Annotated in this window: 11 protein-coding genes; 2 read left to right on the top strand and 9 right to left on the bottom strand. The window is 76.1% G+C overall.

The annotated features are described in order from the left end of the window. Nucleotides 1-177: 177 nt before the first annotated feature. From AB0I68_RS29005 to AB0I68_RS29025, 5 genes are all read right to left on the bottom strand, one after another. Nucleotides 178-2,460 (bottom strand): lantibiotic dehydratase, encoded by a 2,283-nt coding sequence (locus AB0I68_RS29005; RefSeq protein ID WP_363180318.1) that lies wholly within the window; start codon nt 2,458-2,460, stop codon nt 178-180. A 10-nt stretch (nt 2,461-2,470) separates the two neighbouring features. Beyond that, nucleotides 2,471-2,758, bottom strand: a complete 288-nt coding sequence (locus AB0I68_RS29010; protein ID WP_363180319.1) for an acyl carrier protein — start codon at nt 2,756-2,758, stop codon at nt 2,471-2,473. Next, on the bottom strand, nt 2,755-3,756 hold the full coding sequence (locus tag AB0I68_RS29015) for a pyridoxal-phosphate dependent enzyme (RefSeq protein WP_363180320.1): 1,002 nt from the start codon (nt 3,754-3,756) through the stop codon (nt 2,755-2,757). Before AB0I68_RS29015 ends, AB0I68_RS29010 begins: the two co-directional genes overlap by 4 nt. A 152-nt stretch (nt 3,757-3,908) precedes the next feature. Further along, a complete protein-coding gene (locus tag AB0I68_RS29020) occupies nt 3,909-5,414 on the bottom strand; it encodes an amino acid adenylation domain-containing protein (RefSeq protein WP_363180321.1) in 1,506 nt (501 codons plus the stop codon). Then, on the bottom strand, nt 5,414-7,819 hold the full coding sequence (locus AB0I68_RS29025; RefSeq protein WP_363180322.1) for a lantibiotic dehydratase: 2,406 nt from the start codon (nt 7,817-7,819) through the stop codon (nt 5,414-5,416). Before AB0I68_RS29025 ends, AB0I68_RS29020 begins: the two co-directional genes overlap by 1 nt. Nucleotides 7,820-8,044: 225 nt before the next feature. Between AB0I68_RS29025 and AB0I68_RS29030 the strand changes: the two genes are divergently transcribed. Further along, nucleotides 8,045-8,254, top strand: a complete 210-nt coding sequence (locus AB0I68_RS29030) for an MbtH family NRPS accessory protein (protein WP_363180323.1) — start codon at nt 8,045-8,047, stop codon at nt 8,252-8,254. Between the two features lie 231 nt (nt 8,255-8,485). On the opposite strand, the gene AB0I68_RS29035 is transcribed toward AB0I68_RS29030, so the two are convergent. Genes AB0I68_RS29035 through AB0I68_RS29045 form a run of 3 tightly spaced genes read right to left on the bottom strand, consistent with a single transcriptional unit; the run spans nt 8,486 to nt 14,707 of the window. Next, complete coding sequence (locus AB0I68_RS29035; protein ID WP_363180324.1) at nt 8,486-10,978, bottom strand: GTPase-associated protein 1-related protein; 2,493 nt, start codon at nt 10,976-10,978, stop codon at nt 8,486-8,488. Next, entirely contained in the window at nt 10,975-12,306 is a 1,332-nt protein-coding gene (locus tag AB0I68_RS29040; RefSeq protein ID WP_363180325.1) for a hypothetical protein, read from the bottom strand. The genes AB0I68_RS29035 and AB0I68_RS29040 overlap by 4 nt, the downstream gene beginning before the upstream one ends. Nucleotide 12,307: 1 nt before the next feature. Then, nucleotides 12,308-14,707, bottom strand: coding sequence for a hypothetical protein (locus AB0I68_RS29045; RefSeq protein WP_363180326.1), 2,400 nt, complete (start codon nt 14,705-14,707; stop codon nt 12,308-12,310). Between the two features lie 313 nt (nt 14,708-15,020). Here AB0I68_RS29045 and AB0I68_RS29050 point away from each other — a divergent pair, with 313 nt between their 5' ends. Continuing rightward, nucleotides 15,021-17,081, top strand: a complete 2,061-nt coding sequence (locus AB0I68_RS29050) for a phosphocholine-specific phospholipase C (protein ID WP_363180327.1) — start codon at nt 15,021-15,023, stop codon at nt 17,079-17,081. Here the strand turns inward: AB0I68_RS29050 and AB0I68_RS29055 are convergent. Continuing rightward, a complete protein-coding gene (locus AB0I68_RS29055) occupies nt 17,068-17,823 on the bottom strand; it encodes a hypothetical protein (protein WP_363180328.1) in 756 nt (251 codons plus the stop codon). The genes AB0I68_RS29050 and AB0I68_RS29055 overlap by 14 nt on opposite strands. Between the last annotated feature and the right edge of the window lie 15 nt (nt 17,824-17,838).

A 17,838-nucleotide genomic window follows, 5' to 3' on the forward strand; every position in this document is an offset into this window, starting at 1 on the left:
AAGCGGTGTTTTCCTCAACACTGCTGTCTGCGGAGATCCGTCAGTAGGGAAGAAGACGCAGCCGCGCACGCAGCCGCCGGGGGGTAGAACGCGCAACGGCGCCGCCGCACGGCCTTGCTCTGCCGTGCGCGCCGCCGTCTGCGCGTCGCTCCCCCATCCGGGGCCGGGCCGCTGTGGTCAGCCCTCGTCCACCGCCACGAAGCGCAGCTCGGAGGTGTACGCCTCGCCCTGGTCGTCGGTCAGCCACGCCTGTTCGGGGCTCGGCAGCATCTCGGTGAACACGGCCCGGCCCGCAGGCTCCTTGCGGGCCATCCTGCGGACCGCCTTGGCGAGGATGTTGACGTACACCGGGCTGTCGAAGTCCACGTAGAACGGGCGGGTCTCGGTCGGCAGCACCACGAAGACGAACCGCGGCAGCTCGCGCCGCTCCCGCCACTGCCGGGCCCGTACGAACCGGCGGGCCTCGTCCTTCTCCTCGGCGAAGTCCATGTCCGACGGGGGCAGCCGCCAGGTCTCGCGGGCCACCACCAGCCGGTCCACCGTGACCCGGGGGGAGTGGTCCGCCCCGTCCGGCAGGATCTGGAACAGGTCCATCGCCAGGGTGGTCAGCACGTGGGAGAACACGTCCACCGCGGGGAACTCGGCCCCGTCGGGCAGGATCACCGCCAGCTCGCCGTCCGACCGCTCGGTCACCTCCACGTCGGCGCTGAGCACCGTACGGGGCCGGCCCGGATCGGCGGTGAAGTCGACGAGGGCGACGTAGTAGTCCTCGGGGCGGACCAGGGAGTGCCGGATCCGCGCCGAAAGCCGGGAGCGGTGCTCCTTGGGCAGCAGCGGCATCAGGCGGGGACCGGGATGATCCCGGCCGGTGAGCCGGAGCAGCTCCTCGGGCTCCGGGTGCTGGTTGACGAACAGAGAGGCGCCCAGGGTGTTGGCGGCGACGTGCAGTTCGCCGAGTACGAGCTCGAAGTCGCCGCGGGCCACGGCCTGTTCCCCCGTCGCGGCGATCATGATGTCGGGGCTGAGGTAGCGGGCGGCGGTCCAGCCGCCGCCCGGACCGCCGAACTGCTCGGCGACGGGCCCCGCGACGGCCTCCAGCGGCAGCCTGACCCGGCGGGTGCCCGGCGGCGGCGCCAGGATCGCGTCCCAGCGCCGGCGGAACTCCTGCTGGAGCTCGGCGGACTCCGAGCGGGCGGCGCCGTGCAGGATCGGCATGCAGGCGAACCAGAACGCGGCCAGATCGACCGGGCCCTGCGCGGCCAGCCTGCGGTACACCTCCCGCGCCCGGGCCATCACCGCGTCGGCGAGCCGCGCGGTGAGCCACCCGGCGCTGGTCAGCAGCGGGTCCAGCGGGGCGAGGGCCTCGTGCACGGTCCGCCCGAGGGCGGCGGTCGCCGCCCGCCGGCAGTCCGAGTACACCAGGGCCCGGCAGGGGGCCGTACCGGCCGCCTTCTCGCGTACGGCGGCGGTCTCGGTCAGCGAGACGAACTCGCCCTCCAGATCCGTCAGCGCGGCCACCAGGGCCTCCGGCCCCGCCGCGGCCCGCACCCGCTCCCGGCCCCGCTCCAGGGTGTCCAGGGCGGCCAGGCCGGGCCCGCGCAGCTCCGCGTCCCCGACCCGGTCCAGCCAGGCCCGCAGATGCCGCTCCGGGCGGGCGTCGGCGGGCACCTCCAGCTTCCACACCACCCACCGGCGGGCCACCAGATCGGCCAGGACCGCGGACACGTCCACGTCCGGCAGCGCGGCCCGGATCTCCCGGGCGGGCCGTACGCCGTCGCACAGCGCGAGCACGGCGCGCGCCTCCTCGGCGAGGGCCTGGCGCGGGCGGCCCGGCACCGTCACGTCCATCCCGGACTGACGGACGAACGGCACGCGCCGGGGCGCCACCCACTCCCGCAGCTCCGGGCCGGTGTCGAGCCGCGCGGCCAGGGCGTCGACGGCCCAGCTGGCGAAGTACACCTCGGAGCCGGCGATCAGGCCGGTGCCGGGGTCGACGCGGACGCCGTCTGCGGACAGGTCCCAGCGGCCCCAGCCGACGGGCCCGAAGAAGCCGATGGTGTCGTTCTTGACGCAGAACCGCTGCCAGTAGTGGGCGACGAGCTCCTCCCGCTGGCGGGGCATGCTGGTGCGGCCCGCGGCGGTCGGCGTCCAGTTCAGGAAGGGTGTGATCCCGGAGCCGAGCACCGGGCGGTTCTGCCAGGCCACCGCCTCCCGGAAGGCGGGCATCCGGGCGATCTCCTGGAGCGTGTGCGCCGTCTCCACCTGGGCGTCGGCGAACAGGCCGGTGAACTCCCCCCACCGCTCGCCGGACAGCCCCTCGCCGGACTCGAACTTGTCGGCGGCCGCGGCGAGCCCGTCCGGGGCCAGCCGCAGCACGCCCCGGGCCGGGAAACCCGGCCCGCGCAGGGCGAACTGGTCCCACAGCCGCCAGCGGCCGCCGGGCACGTAGGTATCGGTCATGGCCGCCCCCTCATGCCTGGACGAAGTCGGCGTGGACGACGTCGGCGAGGTCCGCGGGCGAGGGGTAGGCGAAGACCAGGGCCACCGGGACCTCCGCCCCCAGTGCCTCCTCGAGCCGTGCGGTGATCCGGAACGCGGTCAGCGAATCGCCGCCCCATTCGTAGAAGTCGCTCTGCTCGTCGAGCTCGGCCACCCCCAGCGTCTCCCGGTAGACGGAGACGACCAGCTCGGTCAGGGCGGCGGCGGTCAGCTGCGCGGTCAGGTTCTCGGTCTCGGTCACGGTCACGGTCAGGGTCATGAGATCTCCTCGAAGAGCGAACGGGTGGTGTGGGTGGTGCGGTGGGTACGGGAAGCCGCGGCGGCCGCGGCGGCCGCCGTCAGGGCCGCCGTGGTGTTGCCGCCGGACACGACGGCGACCGAGCGGCCGCTGCCGCCTCCCGCGCGGATCGCCCCGGCCAGCGCGACCGCGCCGGACGGCTCGGCCTCGAACCCGCGCCGCCGCAGCAGCGCGGCCGCGGCGAGGATCTCCGCGTCGGACACGGTGACCAGGTCGTCGACCCGGTCACGGATGATCGGATAGGGCACCGCCCCCGGCTGCTGGCCGCGCAGCCCGTCGGCGACGCTGTCACCGGGCGCCAGCCGTACGGGGTGCCCCGCCGCCAGCGACCGGGCGTAGCGGGGGGTGCCGGCGGGCTCGACGCCCACCACCCGCACCGGGTGCCCGTACGCGGCGAGGCACACCCCCGCGAGCAGCCCGCCCCCGCCGGTCGGCACGTACACGGTCTCGGCGTCGGGCGCCTCGGCCAGGATCTCCAGGCCGACCGTGCCCTGCCCGGCGACCACCAGTTCGTGGTCGGAGGAGGGCACGAGGACCGCCCCCGTCTCCTCGGCCAGCGCACGCGCCCGGGCGTCGCGCTCGGCGACGCCGCCCGGCACGCTGACCGTCCGCCCGCCGAGCGCCCGGATCAGGGCGACCTTGGCGGGGTGCGCCCCGCCGGCCAGCACCACGGTCACGTCGGCCCCGAGCGAGGCCGCCAGCCGGGCCAGCGCGATGCCGTGATTGCCGGAGGAGCCGGTGACGATCCGGCGGGCCCCCAGCGCCAGAACGGCGTTGGCGGCTCCGCGCAGCTTGAACGACCCGCCGTACTGGAGGTGTTCGGCCTTCAGCAGCAGCCTCCAGCCGGCCCGCCGGCGCTCGGGCGTGGGCAGCCCCGGCAGCAGCGGCGTACGCCGGACATGGCCGGCGATCCGCGCGGCGGCGGCCGCCACGTCGGCCGGGCCGGGCGGGAGGCGCACGGCGCCGGCCGGTCCGCCGGACGCTGCGGGGGCTGCGGACGGGCAGGGACCGGGCGCCGCCCGGCGCCCGGGCACGTGGGACGCATGGGGCGTGGGTGCATGGGACGCGGGGGAGTGGGACGCGTGCGCCGGGGATGCGGCAGGTGCGCTGGTCACGACCGGCCTCCTGTCTGCGAGAGGGCACGGCGGTCGGCCTTCCCGCCCCGGGTGGTGGGCAGTTCCGCCAGCCGCGCGAACCGGCGCGGCATCAGATGCGGGGGCAGCGTGGCGCCCAGATGGGCGCGCAGCGCCGCGTCCTTCACGTCCGCCAGGTCCCCGGTGACGTGGGCTACCAGGAACACCCGCCCCTGGCCGTCGGTTTCGGAGGTGACGACCGCCCCGGTGACTCCGGGATGGGCCAGCAGCGCGCCCTCGACCTCGGCCGGGTCCACCCGGTAGCCGCGGATCTTGACCTGCCGGTCGCCGCGCCCCAGGTACTCCAGCCCTTCCGGGCCCCGGCTCGCCAGGTCGCCCGTCCGGTACATCCGGGCGCCCGGCGGCCCGAGCGGGTCGGGAACGAAACACTCGGCCGTACGGGCGGGCAGCCCGCGGTAGCCCCGGGCCACCCCGGCCCCGCCGATGCAGACCTCCCCGACGGCCCCGTCGGGCACCGACGACAGCCCGGCGTCGAGCACGCGGACCACCACGCCGTCGATCGGCGTGCCCACGACGTCGGTCAGGACGTCCGGCTCGGCCGGTACGGCGTAGCGGGTCGAGGTCATCGTGCACTCGGTCGGCCCGTACTGGTTGACCAGCGAGCCCGGCACCAGGGTCCGCCCGCCGGCGGTCAGGAACGGCCGCAGCGACTCGCCGCTGGACACCACGACCCGCACCCCGGCGAGCAGTCCGGACGCGTCCGGCTGCCCGGCCAGGAAGGCCAGGAAGGACGGCGTCACGCTCAGCAGCGCCGTCACCCCGTGCTCGCGTACGGCGGCCCCGAACTCCTCGGGCCGCAGCACCGCCGAACGCGGCACCACCACCAGCCGCCCGCCCGCCAGCAGCGGGGCGAACGTGTCCCGCAGCGAGGCGTCGTAGCCCAGCGGCGCCACCTGCAGCGCCACCGTGTCCGGCCCGAGGCCGTAGTCGCGGGCGACGAACCGCAGATAGGAGTCCAGCCCGCGGTGCTCGACGAGCACGGCACTGGGCTCCCCGGTGCTCCCGGAGGTGTGGCTGACGTACGCGAGCGCCCGCCCGCCGAGCGGCCCGCCGGCCCCCCGGTCCGCCCCGGCCACGCTCCCCGGGCGGTCCAGCAGCACCGGAGTCCCCGGGATCGGCAGGTCGAGCCGGCCGGCGAGGGCCGAGGAGGTCAGCAGCATGTCGGCGCCGCCGCTGCGTACCAGCGCCGCCAGCCGGGCCGGCGGCTGCTCCGGGTCGAGGCTCAGGAACGCCGCACCCGAGCGCACCACCGCGGCCGGCGCGACCACGGCGTCCACACCGCGTTCCACGGCCACCGCGCACACCGTCTCGGGCCGGGCGCCCCGGGCCCGCAGCACCGCCGCCAGCGCGTCGATGCGGGCGATGAGCTCCCCGTACCTCACCTCGCCGGCCGGGGTGGTCACCGCGACCCGGCCGGGGCCGAGGGCGGCGTGCGCGGCGATGTCGTCGACGAAGGTCCGCATCACACCGCCCCGTCCGCGGGCCGGTCGATGCCGGTCCGGTCGACGGAGGCCTGGTCGACGGAGGCCTGGTCGACGACGGCATGGTCGACGACGGTCTGGTCGACGACGGTCTGGTCGACGGCGACGAACCGCAGTTCCGAGGTGAACGTGTCGCCCTGGTCGTCGGTCAGCCAGGCCTGCTCCGGCGTGGGCAGCATCTCGCTGATCTTCAGCTTGGCCCCGGGGTCCTTGCGGGCCAGCCTGCGGGCGGCCTTCGCGAGGATGCTCAGGTACACCGGGCTGTCGAAGTCCACGTAGAACGGCCGGGGTTCGGTCGGCGAGACCACGAACACGAATCGGGGAAGGTCGTGCTCCTGCCGCCAGTGCCGGGCCCGTACGTACCGCCCGGCCTCGGACTTCTCGTCGGCGAAGGCGAGTCCGGACGCCGGGAAGGCCCAGGTCTCGCGCGCCACCACCATCTTGTCGATGCTGATCCGCGGGGTGTGGTCACCCTCCGGGCGCAGCGTGAACCGGTCCATGACGTGCTGGGTCAGGGTGTTGGCGTACACGTCGAGCAGGTCGAACGCGGCCCCGTCGGGCAGCACCGCCGTCAGCCTGCCGCCGCGGTCCTCCACGGCGACGTCGGCGCACAGGACGGTGCGCGGGCGGTGCGGGTCGCCGGTGTCGTCGACCAGCGAGACGTAGTAGTCCTGCGGCCGGTCCAGCGAAGGCCTGCTGCGCGTCGACCACTTCAGCGGCAGCTCCTTGGGCAGCATCGGCAGCAGCCGCGGCCCGGGGAAGTCGCGCGTGGTCTCCGCGATCAGCTCGTCGCGGTCGGGATGCTGGTGGACGAAGAGGGAGGCGCCCATCGTGTTGAGGGCACTGTGCATCTCGCCCAGCACCATCTCGAAGTCCCCGCGCGCCACCGCGTCCGCGCTCTCGGCCAGCAGCAGCACGTCCGGGCTGAAGTAGCGGGCCAGCGACCACCCCGCGCCGGGCTCGTCGAACTCCGCGCGCACCCGCTCCGCGATGTCCGCCGAGGAGACCCGCACCCGGCGCGCCCCTTCGGGCACGGCGAGGATCCGCGCCCATTTCGCGCGCAGCTCCGCCTGGACGGCGTCGAGGTCCCGGCCCGCCTCCGGGTACGGGGACGGCAGGCAGCCCAGCCACATCGCCCCCAGGTCCACCGGGCCGGCCGCCCGCAGCCGGTCGTACACCGCGCGGAGCCGTGTCCCGACCCGCTCGGCGAACCGGTTGGTCAGCCAGCGCGCCGCGGTCAGGCACTGTGCGAGGGGGGTCAGTTCGTCCAGCAGGGCGGTGCCGAGGGTCGCCGTCGCCGCGCGCCGTGCGTCGGAGTAGACGAGCCCCCGGCAGGGCGCGGTCCGCTCGCCCTTGGACCGCTGGGCGTCGGTGGCGGTCAGCGCCGCGAAGTCCGCCTCCAGGGCGCCGATCGCCGAGGTCAGCGCCTCGGCGTCCAGGCCGGCCGCCTGGACGGCGTCCCGGCCGCGTTCCAGCACGGCCAGCTTCTCCAGGGCCGGCTCCCGCAGGGCCGGATCGCCGATCCGCTCCAGTACGGCCCGCAGCTCACGCTCCGGGTAGGTGCCCGTCGGCACGTCGAGGCGCCAGTGCACCCACCGCTTGGCCAGCAGCCACTGGACGGTCTCCGTCGCCTCCGCCACCGGGATCCCCAGCGCCCCGGCGATCGCGGCCACGGGCCGGGTCCCGTCGCACAGGTCCAGTACGGCGCGGGCGCTCTCGCCGATGGGCTGCGGCGGCCGGCCCGGCAGGTGCACGGACAGGCCCTCGGCCCGTACGAAGGACACCCGGCGCGGGGGTATCCAGGCCCGCAGCGCGGGGTCGGAGTTCAGCGACTTGGCGAGGGCGTCGATGGCCCAACTGGCGAAGTAGACCCGCGAGTCGGCAAGGAACCCGCCGGTGCCCGGGTCGACCTGTACCCCGTCCGTGGCCAGGTCCCACCGCCCCCACCCCACGGGCCCGAAGAACCCGATGGTGTCGTTCTTGACGCAGAACCGCTGCCAGTAGTGGGCCACCAGCTCCTCCCGCTGGCGGGGCATGCTGGTACGGCCCGCCGTGGTCGGCGTCCAGTTCAGGAACGGGGCGATGCCGGTGCGCAGCACGGCCGGGTTCTGCCAGGCCACGGCGGCCCGGAAGCGCGGCGAGGCCGCGATGTCCTGCAGCAGGCCGGCGGTCCGGACGGCGCCGGTGTCGAAGGCCCCGGTGAACGCCTCCCAGTCCGGGCCGGCGAGGGTGTCGCCCGGCCCGAACTTGTCGGCGGCCAGGGCGAGTCCGGGCGGGGCCATGCGCAGGACCCCCTCGGCCGGGAAGCCCGGACCGCGGAGGGCGAAGTGCTCCCACAACCGCCACCCGCCGGTGGGCAGGTGCACGGTCTCCGGGGTGTCCGACATGGCGGAGCTCCTTCCAGCCTGAGGGGGTGGCGTGGCCGGCGGCGCTGTACCTCTCGAACGCCACCCTGGCTGCCCCGAACACTGCCGCCGCGCACACCGGAGCCACCAGGGAAGGAGCGGCAGCACCGACCGCCGGTCCTTCTGCGCGTTTGTCCCTATGGCGGCCCGGGGCCGGGGCGGCACGCTGTGACCCGCTGACCGAATGACTGCGGGAGGACCGAAGCGATGAGTGACACCGACGAGAGCGGCTACCGGGTCGTGCGCAACGACGAGGAGCAGTACTCCATCTGGCGTGCGGACCGCGAGCTGCCGGCGGGCTGGCACGCCGAGGGCACGGCGGGTACCCGGCAGGAGTGCCTGGACCACATCGGCACGGTGTGGACGGACATGCGGCCGCTGAGCCTGCGCCGCCGGATGGCAGAGGCGGGCGCCTGAGCGGGCGCCCCGAACGGGGGTTTGAACGCCGGTCGGCGTGGCTGAGGCGCGGGGGGACCGAGCCCCGCCGACCGGTGCAGTGACGCCCCGCGCGGCCCCCGGCCGCGCGGCTCACCACGTTGTCCGCACCCGGCGGCGGTCCGGCTCACGCCGGTGCGGCCCGCGCCCGGCCTTGGCCCGTGGGGCTCACGCCAGGCTCAGGCCTGGCGGCCGCGAGGCAGAGCCCGGCGTTCACGGCCGCCGCCCGCCCTCGGCGCCGCCGCCGGGGTCGACGGGCCCGCCGCGGCCGCCCCGCGGCGGCGGGCTGCCGGGCGAGGACTTCGCGCCGCGGCGGCCGGAGCCGCCGAAGCGGTCGCGCAGCCGCCCGAACGCCCCGGGCCGCTGCCAGCCGCGGAAGTCCTCCGCCCAGCGGCCGCCGAGCCGGGCCAGGGCCTCCTCGAGCGCCGTGAGCTCCGCGGGCGGCAGGCCCCGTACGGCCGGGCGCAGCACGCCCTCGAGCAGGTCGGTGCGGGCCTCCTGCCACACCGGGCCCGCCTGGGGCTGCGAGGACCAGGTGGCGAAGCACTCCGCCGCGTAGGGCAGATCGCACCTCAGCCGGTCCGCGACCTGCGGCTCCCGGGCGGCCCGGCGGTACGCGGCCAGCAGCTCGGCGTCGTTGCTCTCGATCAGGGCCCGCAGCTCGCTCCCGGGCCGGTCCTCGGCGAGCAGCCGGGCGGCCACCGCCGCGTAGGCGTGCTCCCGCGCCGTCGGGGTGGGGTCCAGCGTCCCCAGTTCCAGGGCGAGGCGGACCCAGCCCGGGCCCGCCTCCCGCGTCCGCAGGTTCCGGGCCAGCTCCAGCAGCAGCAGCGAGGGCCGCACCGGGGCCGGGAGTTCCGCGGGGAAGCGCCGCAGCAGCTCCAGGGCCAGCTCTTGCGCATACCGGTCGCCGGCCGGGGCGGAGACCGCCGCCCGCGCGAGCAGCTCCCAGGTGCCGGCCTCCCGGTGGGCCCGGTCGCCCAGCGCGGACAGGGCCAGCCAGGCCTCGTCCGCGCCCGGCGGCTCCGCGCCCCACACCAGCCGCATCGCCGTCCGCAGCACCAGCGGCTCCTCCTCCAGCGAGGCGCCGGACTGCTCCACGAGCCCGGCCAGCGCCTTCACCCGGTCCCCGGACGCCGCGGGCGGCTGCGCGCACATCCGCAGATGCGGCAGCGCCTCGGCCCCGGTCAGCCGCAGCGTGGTGAGGCCGAACAGCCGGGCCCCCGCGGCCGGATCGCCCGCCGCGAGCGCGTCCAGCCGGTCGAGCACGGGGCCCCGCAGATCCGGCAGCTCCGCCAGCGCGGCCCGTACCGCCTCCCCGTACGCCCGCTCCGGATCGGCGATCAGGGCGTGCGCCAACTGCCGTGCCACATCGGGCAGGAGATCCGCGGCGCCCACACCGAGCTCCGCGGCGACCCGCAACAGCCCGGCCCGGTCCCCGGGTTCGCGCTCCGGATCGGTGAGCGCCGACCGCAGCTCCGGCCCCAGCTCGGCCGCGAGCCGCGACCGGGCGGCCTCGCCCAGCGCCCCGGAGGCCGGGGCGGCGCCGCCCGAGCGGACCGCCCCGGCGAGGGCCAGCTCCACCAGCGGCTCGCTCACCTCCGGGGGCGCCCAGCCGGTCAGGGCCGTCAGCAGCCGCCCGCTCGCGGCGGCCTCCTCGGGCCCGCGGTCCCCGGCCGGGCGGCCCAGCGCCCGGGCCAGCGCGTGCAGCCGTACGTCGTCCAGCGCCTCGCGGTGTCCGGCGGCCCAGTCGGCGGCCGCGGCCCGGCCCGCCGAGTCCAGGCCGACACCGGCGGCGAGGGCGAGCGCGGCCAGCGGGCCCGCCTCGTACGGCCCGGACGGTCCGCCGGGCAGCCGCCGGACGTCCGCGAAGAGGTCCTGCCGCTGCGCCCGCCAGATCAGCGCGGCGGTCTGCGCCCACGCGTCGGGGTCCGCTGCGGGGGCCGCCGCGCGGGCGGCGTCGTACACCCGGTAGCGGTGCTCCTGCCCGGTGAGGCTCAGGCCGTCCTCCGGCACCACGCCGATGATCTGCTGCCGGGCGAGCTGCGGACGCCGGGTGTAGGTGGTGAAGGTGAGCCACTGACCGCGCCGGTGCGGCAGCACACTGCAGGCGAGCAGGATCCACCAGGCCACGGCCTCGCTGTCCCGCTCCACCAGGACGAGCTGCGGGGCGGCCGGGTCCTCCACGAGCCGGCGCACATCGGCGAAGAAGCCGGCGAGCCAGCGCCCGCGGGCGGTCACGAAGGCCTCCAGCGCGCCGACGTCGAGCGGGCCCGGGGCCGGCAGCGCCGCCAGCGGCGGCACGGGCGCCCCGGCCGGCGGGGAATCGGCCGCCCACTGCCGGGAGCCCCAGGAGGTGATCGGCAGTGGCCAGTCGGCGGGCCGGTCCGGGTCGGCGGGCTGCGGCAGATGGACCGCGTGGGCGTGGAAATTGCCCCAGCGGCCGCTGTAGTCGGCGCCCGTGTACACGGAGCGGGCCAGCAGCCGGCTGCCGTCGCCGAGCACGTTCAGGCTCAAGGCCTGCGGGAAGGAGCCCAGTTGGTCCACGTTCGGCCGCGGCGGCGCGTCCCGGGGCGGCTCGTACCCGATCAGCTGCTCGGCCTCGCGCAGCAGCGAGACGGGCACCCCGGGGCTGACGGCGGTGAACCGGAAGCCCGAGCCGTCGGGACCCGGCGGCGCCGAGGTGTAGTGCAGTTGCGCGAGGCTCACGCCGCTCCTCCCGACCCGTGAGGCCGGCCCGCCATCGTGCTCGCGCTCCCACCCGCGGCTGCCGTCGCCGCCGCTGCGGCCGGTGCCGTACGCCGGCCCGCGCCGCCGGTCCCGGTGCGCGGCAGCAGCCCGCCCAGCCCCAGCAGCCACAGCAGCGGGTCCTCGACCCGCAGCGGCTGCGGCCCCGACTTGGGGGCGTCCGCCGGGGCGTGCACGGGCGGCGGGGAGCCGAGCGCCGAGAGCCCGAACAGCGACAGCCGTGCGAAGTCCCGGTCCAGTTGCCGCAGCAACGCCCCCGAGTCCCAGCCGTCGAGCAGCCCCCGCATCTCCTCGTGCACCGCCAGCCGGTCCTCGTCGTCCACCGCGCCACCCGCGTGAGCGGCATTGCGCCGCAGCGGGGAGTGCGGCCCCACCAGCGAGAACAGGGAGTCCGTCTTGGTCACCGCCACCGCCACGGGGGTGGTGACCCGGCCGCGCGACGTGCCCCTCCCGTGGGCCCGCAGCTGCGCCGCCAGGTCCGCCGCGATCTGCTGCGGCGGGGTCTCCACGGTGGGCAGCGGCAGCCCCGCGTCCACCGGCAGCTGGTCCCGTACGGCCCTCATCTGCAGCGGGTCCACCAGCAGGATGATCCCGTCGGCGGCCGCCAGGTAGTGCGTGTAGCGGTCCATGGCCTCGGCGCTGCCCAGGTCCTCGCCCGCCGCGTCGAAGAACACCAGCGCGGTGTGCCGGCTGCCGTCCCCGCGCAGCCGGCGGCGCAGCGGCAGGCTCAGCCGGTACAGCAGCGGGTCGTTGAAGCCGAGCGCCGCCGGTCTCGTGGCCTCCGGCAGCCGCAGCCGGTCGTACAGGTCCTCGGCCATCTCCCGGTCCCGGCGCTGGGTCTCGCCGCCCATCGCCGTGATGGAGGCGCCGTACGCCCGGCCCACCCGGTTGCGCAGCTCGTTGATCAGCACCGAGACGTACGTGCTCTTGCCCGAGGCCTTGGGGCCCAGCAGGGCGATGATCCGGGTGTCCTGGTCGGTGTAGTCGCTCGGGAAGTCGCTGTGGCAGCGCAGGCAGACCCGGACCGGGGTGGACACCCCGCAGTGCGGGCAGTCCGCGCGCGCGCCCCCGCCGAGACGGCTGCCGAGGCCGCGCGGGGCGGTGAAGACCGGGCCCCGCATCTTCAGCGCGGGCGGCACGCTCGGCCCCATGAACTCCGCCCATATGCCGTCGAGTTCCGCAGCGCACGGCTTGCCGCCGCGCACCCCGGTGGCGGACATCTGGCAGCGGAACGGCAGCCGGGCGGCGGCCGAACGGTCGAAGCAGTAGGGGCAGACGACGGAGGTCATGTCAGTGGACCACCAGGGAGGTGAGGGAGGGCTCGTCGAGCCGGACGGAGGCGGCACGGCCGCCGAGGAGGAAACCGCGCACGGCGTACGGGCCGCCGGGCGCGCGGGGGACGATCTCGCGCTCGACGGTCCCCGAGGCCGCGAGCTCGGTGCCGGTCACCCGGCACAACTCGGCGCCGTCGGCGGGCCGGTGGGGCCGGGCCGCACCGCCCGCTCCGGCGACGAGGACGAAGTCGGGGATCCCGGATCCGGGATCCCCGCCGGGCGCCAGCAGGGTCACCCGGAGTACGGAGGGACCGCGCCGCAGCATCCGCCGGGGCCCGGGCAGGACCCGGTAGGCGATGGCGACGTCGGCCGGGAGGACGGCCTGCTCGGCGCCGCGCGGGGCGGCCGCGACCGCGAGCGCGCTGCGCGGGGCGGCGTACGCCGTGATGCGGGCGGCGCCTGGGCCGACGGGCAGCTCCAGCCCCTCGCGCAGGAACACGGCCCGCACGACGGGGTGTTCGGTGCGCTCGCCGCCGGACTCGGGGGTGACCGCGACCGTGACCCGGCCGGCGCCGTCGGGCCAGTCGAAGCTGACCCGGGCCCGCCCGCCGGTGGTCCGCCGGACCGTGAGCCCGGTGACCGCCTCCGGCGCCTCGACCGCCACCCCCGGCCCGGCCAGCGCCCGTCCGCCCCGTACGGCCACGGCGCTGACGGTGGCCGCCGGGCCCGGCGGCGGCTGGGCGATCCCGGCCGCATCCACCCAGGGCAGCGCCTGCGGCAGCTCGGCGGCCGCCAGCTCGGCGCCCTCCTCGGGAGCCGGGCCCGGCCACTGGACGAGCCGTACGTCGGCCCCGGCGGCCCCGGTCCAGCGGAACTCCAGCCCGCCCGCGTCCCGGGCGGTCGCGGCGAGGCTGAGCACCGGGGCCGGCCACGGGTGCACGCTGACCGCCGCCTCGGAGCCGGCGGACAGCACCTCGTCCCCACCGCCCTCGGGCCGGTACCGGCACCGCACCCGCAGCACGTAGGCACCGGGCTCCAACCCCCCGCCCCGTACGGCCTCCCGACCCCCCACCCCGCCACGGCGTCCGACTCTGCCGCCGGCCCCGCCGCCCGTTCCGCCCGCGCCGGCTGTTCCGCCCGCGCCGGTCCCGCTACCGGCCGTTCGGCCCGCGCCGGCCGTTCGGCCCGCGCCGGTCCCGCCGCCTGGGCCACCCGTGCCGGCCGCGGCGGCGGGCGCAGTCGTTCCGCCGGGTGCATCCGGCTCGCCCGTACCGGCCCGCGTCGCGTCGGCCGGGCCGACGGCGACCGGGGGGCCGAGCTCCACGGTGTGTCCCTGCGGGCCGGTCAGCGTCACGTGCACCCCGACCGCGCCGGGCGGCCGCACCCACGAGGCCTCGATCCGGGCCCGGCCGTCGGTGAGGCGCAGCTCCGCCACCTCGGGCGCCACGAGCAGCGGGGCGCTGATCAGCGGGGCACCGGGGGCGGCAGTCCCCATGCCCGGGAGGGCCACGTACCGGACCTCCCGTCCGAGCGGGGCCCGGCGGTCCGTCAGCGGCCGTGCGCCGAGCGGGCCCGGCACCTCCGGGAGCGGTGTGGTGGGCGGCTCGCGCCGGGTCAGCCGGACCACCCGCCAGGTCCCGTCCGGGTCGGCGCCGGGCGGCCGCCGCAGGGCGACCCCGCCGGGTACGGGCCAGGCCTCCAGCGGCCCGGGGTCCCCGTCGGCCGGCCGGTGCGTGCGGACCAGGCCCCGCACCGCGCGCGGGCAGTCCCAGGCCAGCCGGGCCGCCTGCGCGTACGCCGCGGCGGCCTGCTCCGGATCCTCCCGGTCCTCGTACTCCCGGGCCTCGTCCAGCAGGGCGTCGGCGGCCCGTACCCGCTCGGCCAGCCCGGCCAGCCGCCCCGCCAGCAGCGGGTCCCCGCCGGCCACGGCCGGCGGCAGTACGGCGGCACTCCGGGCGGCGGCGCGCACCCGCCCGCGCAGCCACGCGTCCTCCAGCCCCTCGGCGGCGGCCCGCTGGGCGGGGTCCAGCCGGGGGCGCCCGGCGGCGGCGTGCACGAGGGCCGCCGCCGCGTCGGGGTCGACCCCGAACCCGGCGGCCGTGTCCGGCAGATCCCCCCGGGGGTGGTCGTGGAGCAGCTGCACGAGTTGGTACAGCAGGATCCGGCGCAGCGCGGCCGGATCCCGCTCCTGGATTTCGGCCAGCCGGTCGAACAGCCCGGCGGCACCGGCACCGGCAGGGGCAGCGGCACCAAAACCGGCACCGGCACCGGCGCCGGAATGTGCACCCGCCCGGGAGCCCCGCAGCGTGCGCAGCACATCGGCCCCCACATGGCGCCGCCGGCCGGGCCCCTCGACGGTGAAGATCCCGTCGAGCACCCGGAACCGCCCGCCGGCCGGAACCAGTAACTCGCCCAAGTGGCGTAATCCCAAGGCCTGTTGCGTGGACGCGAGTTCCCCGTACCGTGCCACGAGCGGAGCAGCCGGCAGGCCGGAGAGCGCGCGGGATCGTCCGAGGGCATGCCCGAACTCGGTCCCCACCATCTGCTCTGCGCCCCCCGTGCAGTGTGTTTGGGAGGTCATTTCAGCAGATGCGCGGACCGTCCGGGAGGTCTTTCCGTTCTCCAGCTGTACCGCGTGGTGTCACGAACTGATCTCCGGCCGGTATCCCGGGACCGCTGTCCTTGGGTCGCCCCTCGACACCCCCCTCACCCGCAGAGGTCGTCACCCCATGGCTGAACTCAATCGCCGCAGGTTCCTGCAGATCGCCGGCGGGACCGCCGCAGCCGCGATGCTGAACGAGAGCATCGCGCGCGCGGCCGCCATCCCGGCGCAGGGCACCACCGGCACCATCCAGGACATCGAGCACATCGTGGTCCTCATGCAGGAGAACCGGTCCTTCGACCAGTACTTCGGCTCGATGAAGGGCGTCCGGGGCTTCGGCGACCCCCGGCCGGTGCTCCAGGACAACGGGAAGTCCGTCTTCTACCAGTCCGACGGGACGAAGGACATCCTCCCCTTCAACCCGCAGGTCAACGACCTGGGCATGCAGTTCGTCGAGGGCCTGAACCACGACTGGGCCGGCGGCCACCAGGCCTACAACAACGGCAAGTACGACAAGTGGGTGCCGGCCAAGACGGCCACGACCATGTCGTACATGACGCGGAACGACATCCCGTTCCACTACGCGCTCGCCGACGCCTTCACGGTCTGCGACGCCTACCACTGCTCGTTCATCGGCGCGACCGACCCGAACCGCTACTACATGTGGACCGGCTACACGGGCAACGACGGCACCGGCGGCGGCCCGGTCCTCGGCAACCAGGAGGCCGGCTACGGCTGGAAGACCTACCCGGAGCGCCTGGAAGCGGCCGGGGTCTCCTGGAAGATCTACCAGGACATCGGCGACGGCCTGAACGCGGCCGGCTCGTGGGGCTGGATCAGCGACGCCTTCCGCGGCAACTACGGCGACAACTCGCTGCTGTACTTCAACTCCTACCGGGGAGCCCAGCCCGGAGACGCGCTGTACGAGAAGGCCCGTACGGGCACCAACGCCAAGGCGGGCGAGGGCTACTTCGACAGGCTCCGCGCCGACGTGGTGAACGGCACGCTGCCCCAGGTCTCCTGGATAGCCGCCCCCGAGGCCTTCAGCGAGCACCCGAACTGGCCGGTCAACTTCGGCGCCTGGTACATCTCGCAGGTCCTGGACGCGCTGACCGCGAACCCGGCGGTGTGGGCGAAGACGGCGTTCTTCATCACCTACGACGAGAACGACGGCTTCTTCGACCACGTCGTCCCGCCGTACCCGCCGGCCTCCTCGGCGTGGGGCCTGTCCACGGCCGATGTCTCGAAGGACCTGTACGCCGGTGGCGGCGGCTACGCGGCCGGCCCGTACGGCCTCGGCCCGCGCGTCCCGATGATCGTGGTCTCCCCGTGGAGCAAGGGCGGCTACGTCTGCTCCGAGACCTTCGACCACACCTCGGTGATCCGCTTCATGGAGAAGCGCTTCGGCGTGCAGGAGCCCAACATCTCGCCGTGGCGCCGCGCGGTCTGCGGTGACCTGACCTCGGCGTTCGACTTCTCGAAGGCGGACGCGTCGCCCGCGGCCCTCCCCTCCACGGCGGGCTACGTCCCGCCGGACCACAACGCCCACCCGTCCTACCACCCGGTCCCGCCGGCGACCGGCACCCTGCCCAAGCAGGAGGCGGGCGCGAAGCCGACGCGCGCACTGGGCTACGCCCCGTACGTGGACGGCAAGGCCACGTTCTCCACGGGCAAGTTCACCCTGACCTTCTCCTCCGGACCCTCCCTCGGCGCGCACTTCCACAGCACCTCGGGCAACCGGACGGACGGCCCCTGGCCCTACACGGTCGAGGCGGGCAAGACCCTCTCGGACACCTGGAGCACCAGCAGCTCCACCGGCAACCAGATCAACCTGACGGTCTGGGGCCCGAACGGTTTCCTGCGCACCTGGAAGGGCCCGGCGAAGAAGGCGGGCCCGGAGGTCACGGCCCGCCACGACGCGGCCACCGGCAACCTGAAGCTGACGCTGACCAACTCCGGCTCGGCGGCGGTCAACCTCACGGTGACCAACGCCTACGGCGGCGCGGCCCAGACCCTGCGGGTCGCGGCGGGCGGCTCGGCCACGTACACGGCGGACCTGGGCACCACGGGCCGCTGGTACGACGTCAAGGTCGTCTCCGACGCGGACAGCACCTTCCTGCGCCGCTTCGCGGGCCACGTGGAGACGGGCGCCCCGGGCACCTCCGACCCGGCGATCAAGACCGTCTGACGCGGTCGTCCGGTGCGCGCAGCAGCCGCCGTTCCAGGACCGGGAGATCGGCGGGGCGGTGGCTGCGGGCGTGCCGGAGCAGGAGGTCGCGGGCGGTGTCCGTGACCCGGCGGTGCTTGGGGTGGCGGGTGGTGAACTCCTCGCTCGCGAAGAACCGCACGGCCGCGTCGAGCCCGCCGCGGTCCGTCTCGCGCACTGCCCAGGCCAGGTCCGCCGTGCCCGCTCCGGTCAGCAGGCGCAGCGGGGCCACCTCCGCGAGGAGGGACGCCGCGTCCGCGGGGTGCTCCCGGGCGGCCCCCTGCCAGGCGAAGGCGGTCGACAGCGCGACGCCCGCCGGGGGCTCCGGCTCCTCGCCGCGGGCCATGGCCTCGGCGTAGCCGCGGAGCCCTTCGGGCGCGGTGGCCGCCCACCGGGCGCGGTGCCGGGCCGGGATTCCGTCCGGGGAATCCCGGTCGAGCAGCCGCGCGAGCGGCTGCGGCCGCCTGACGTTCGGCAGCTCGCGCACCCGCGGGTCGTCGGTGCCGCCGGGCTCGTACTCCCAGCACATGCAGGCGAGGAACTCGATGTCCGGGTCGGACGGTTCGTGCGTCCCGGCGGGTGCGGGCCCGTCGGGCCAGACGGCGAGGACCTCCGCGATCTCCTGCGGATCGACGATCTCGTAGTACGAGGGGTGGTGCGGGTGGCCGGACCCGGTCTTCGCATCGCGGACCCTGATGCACTCCACCGAAGGTGTCGTTGTCACGGTGTGATGGTAGGT

Origin of the sequence: Streptomyces sp. NPDC050448 (genome assembly GCF_040655295.1) — a bacterium.
Lineage (GTDB): Bacteria > Actinomycetota > Actinomycetes > Streptomycetales > Streptomycetaceae > Streptomyces.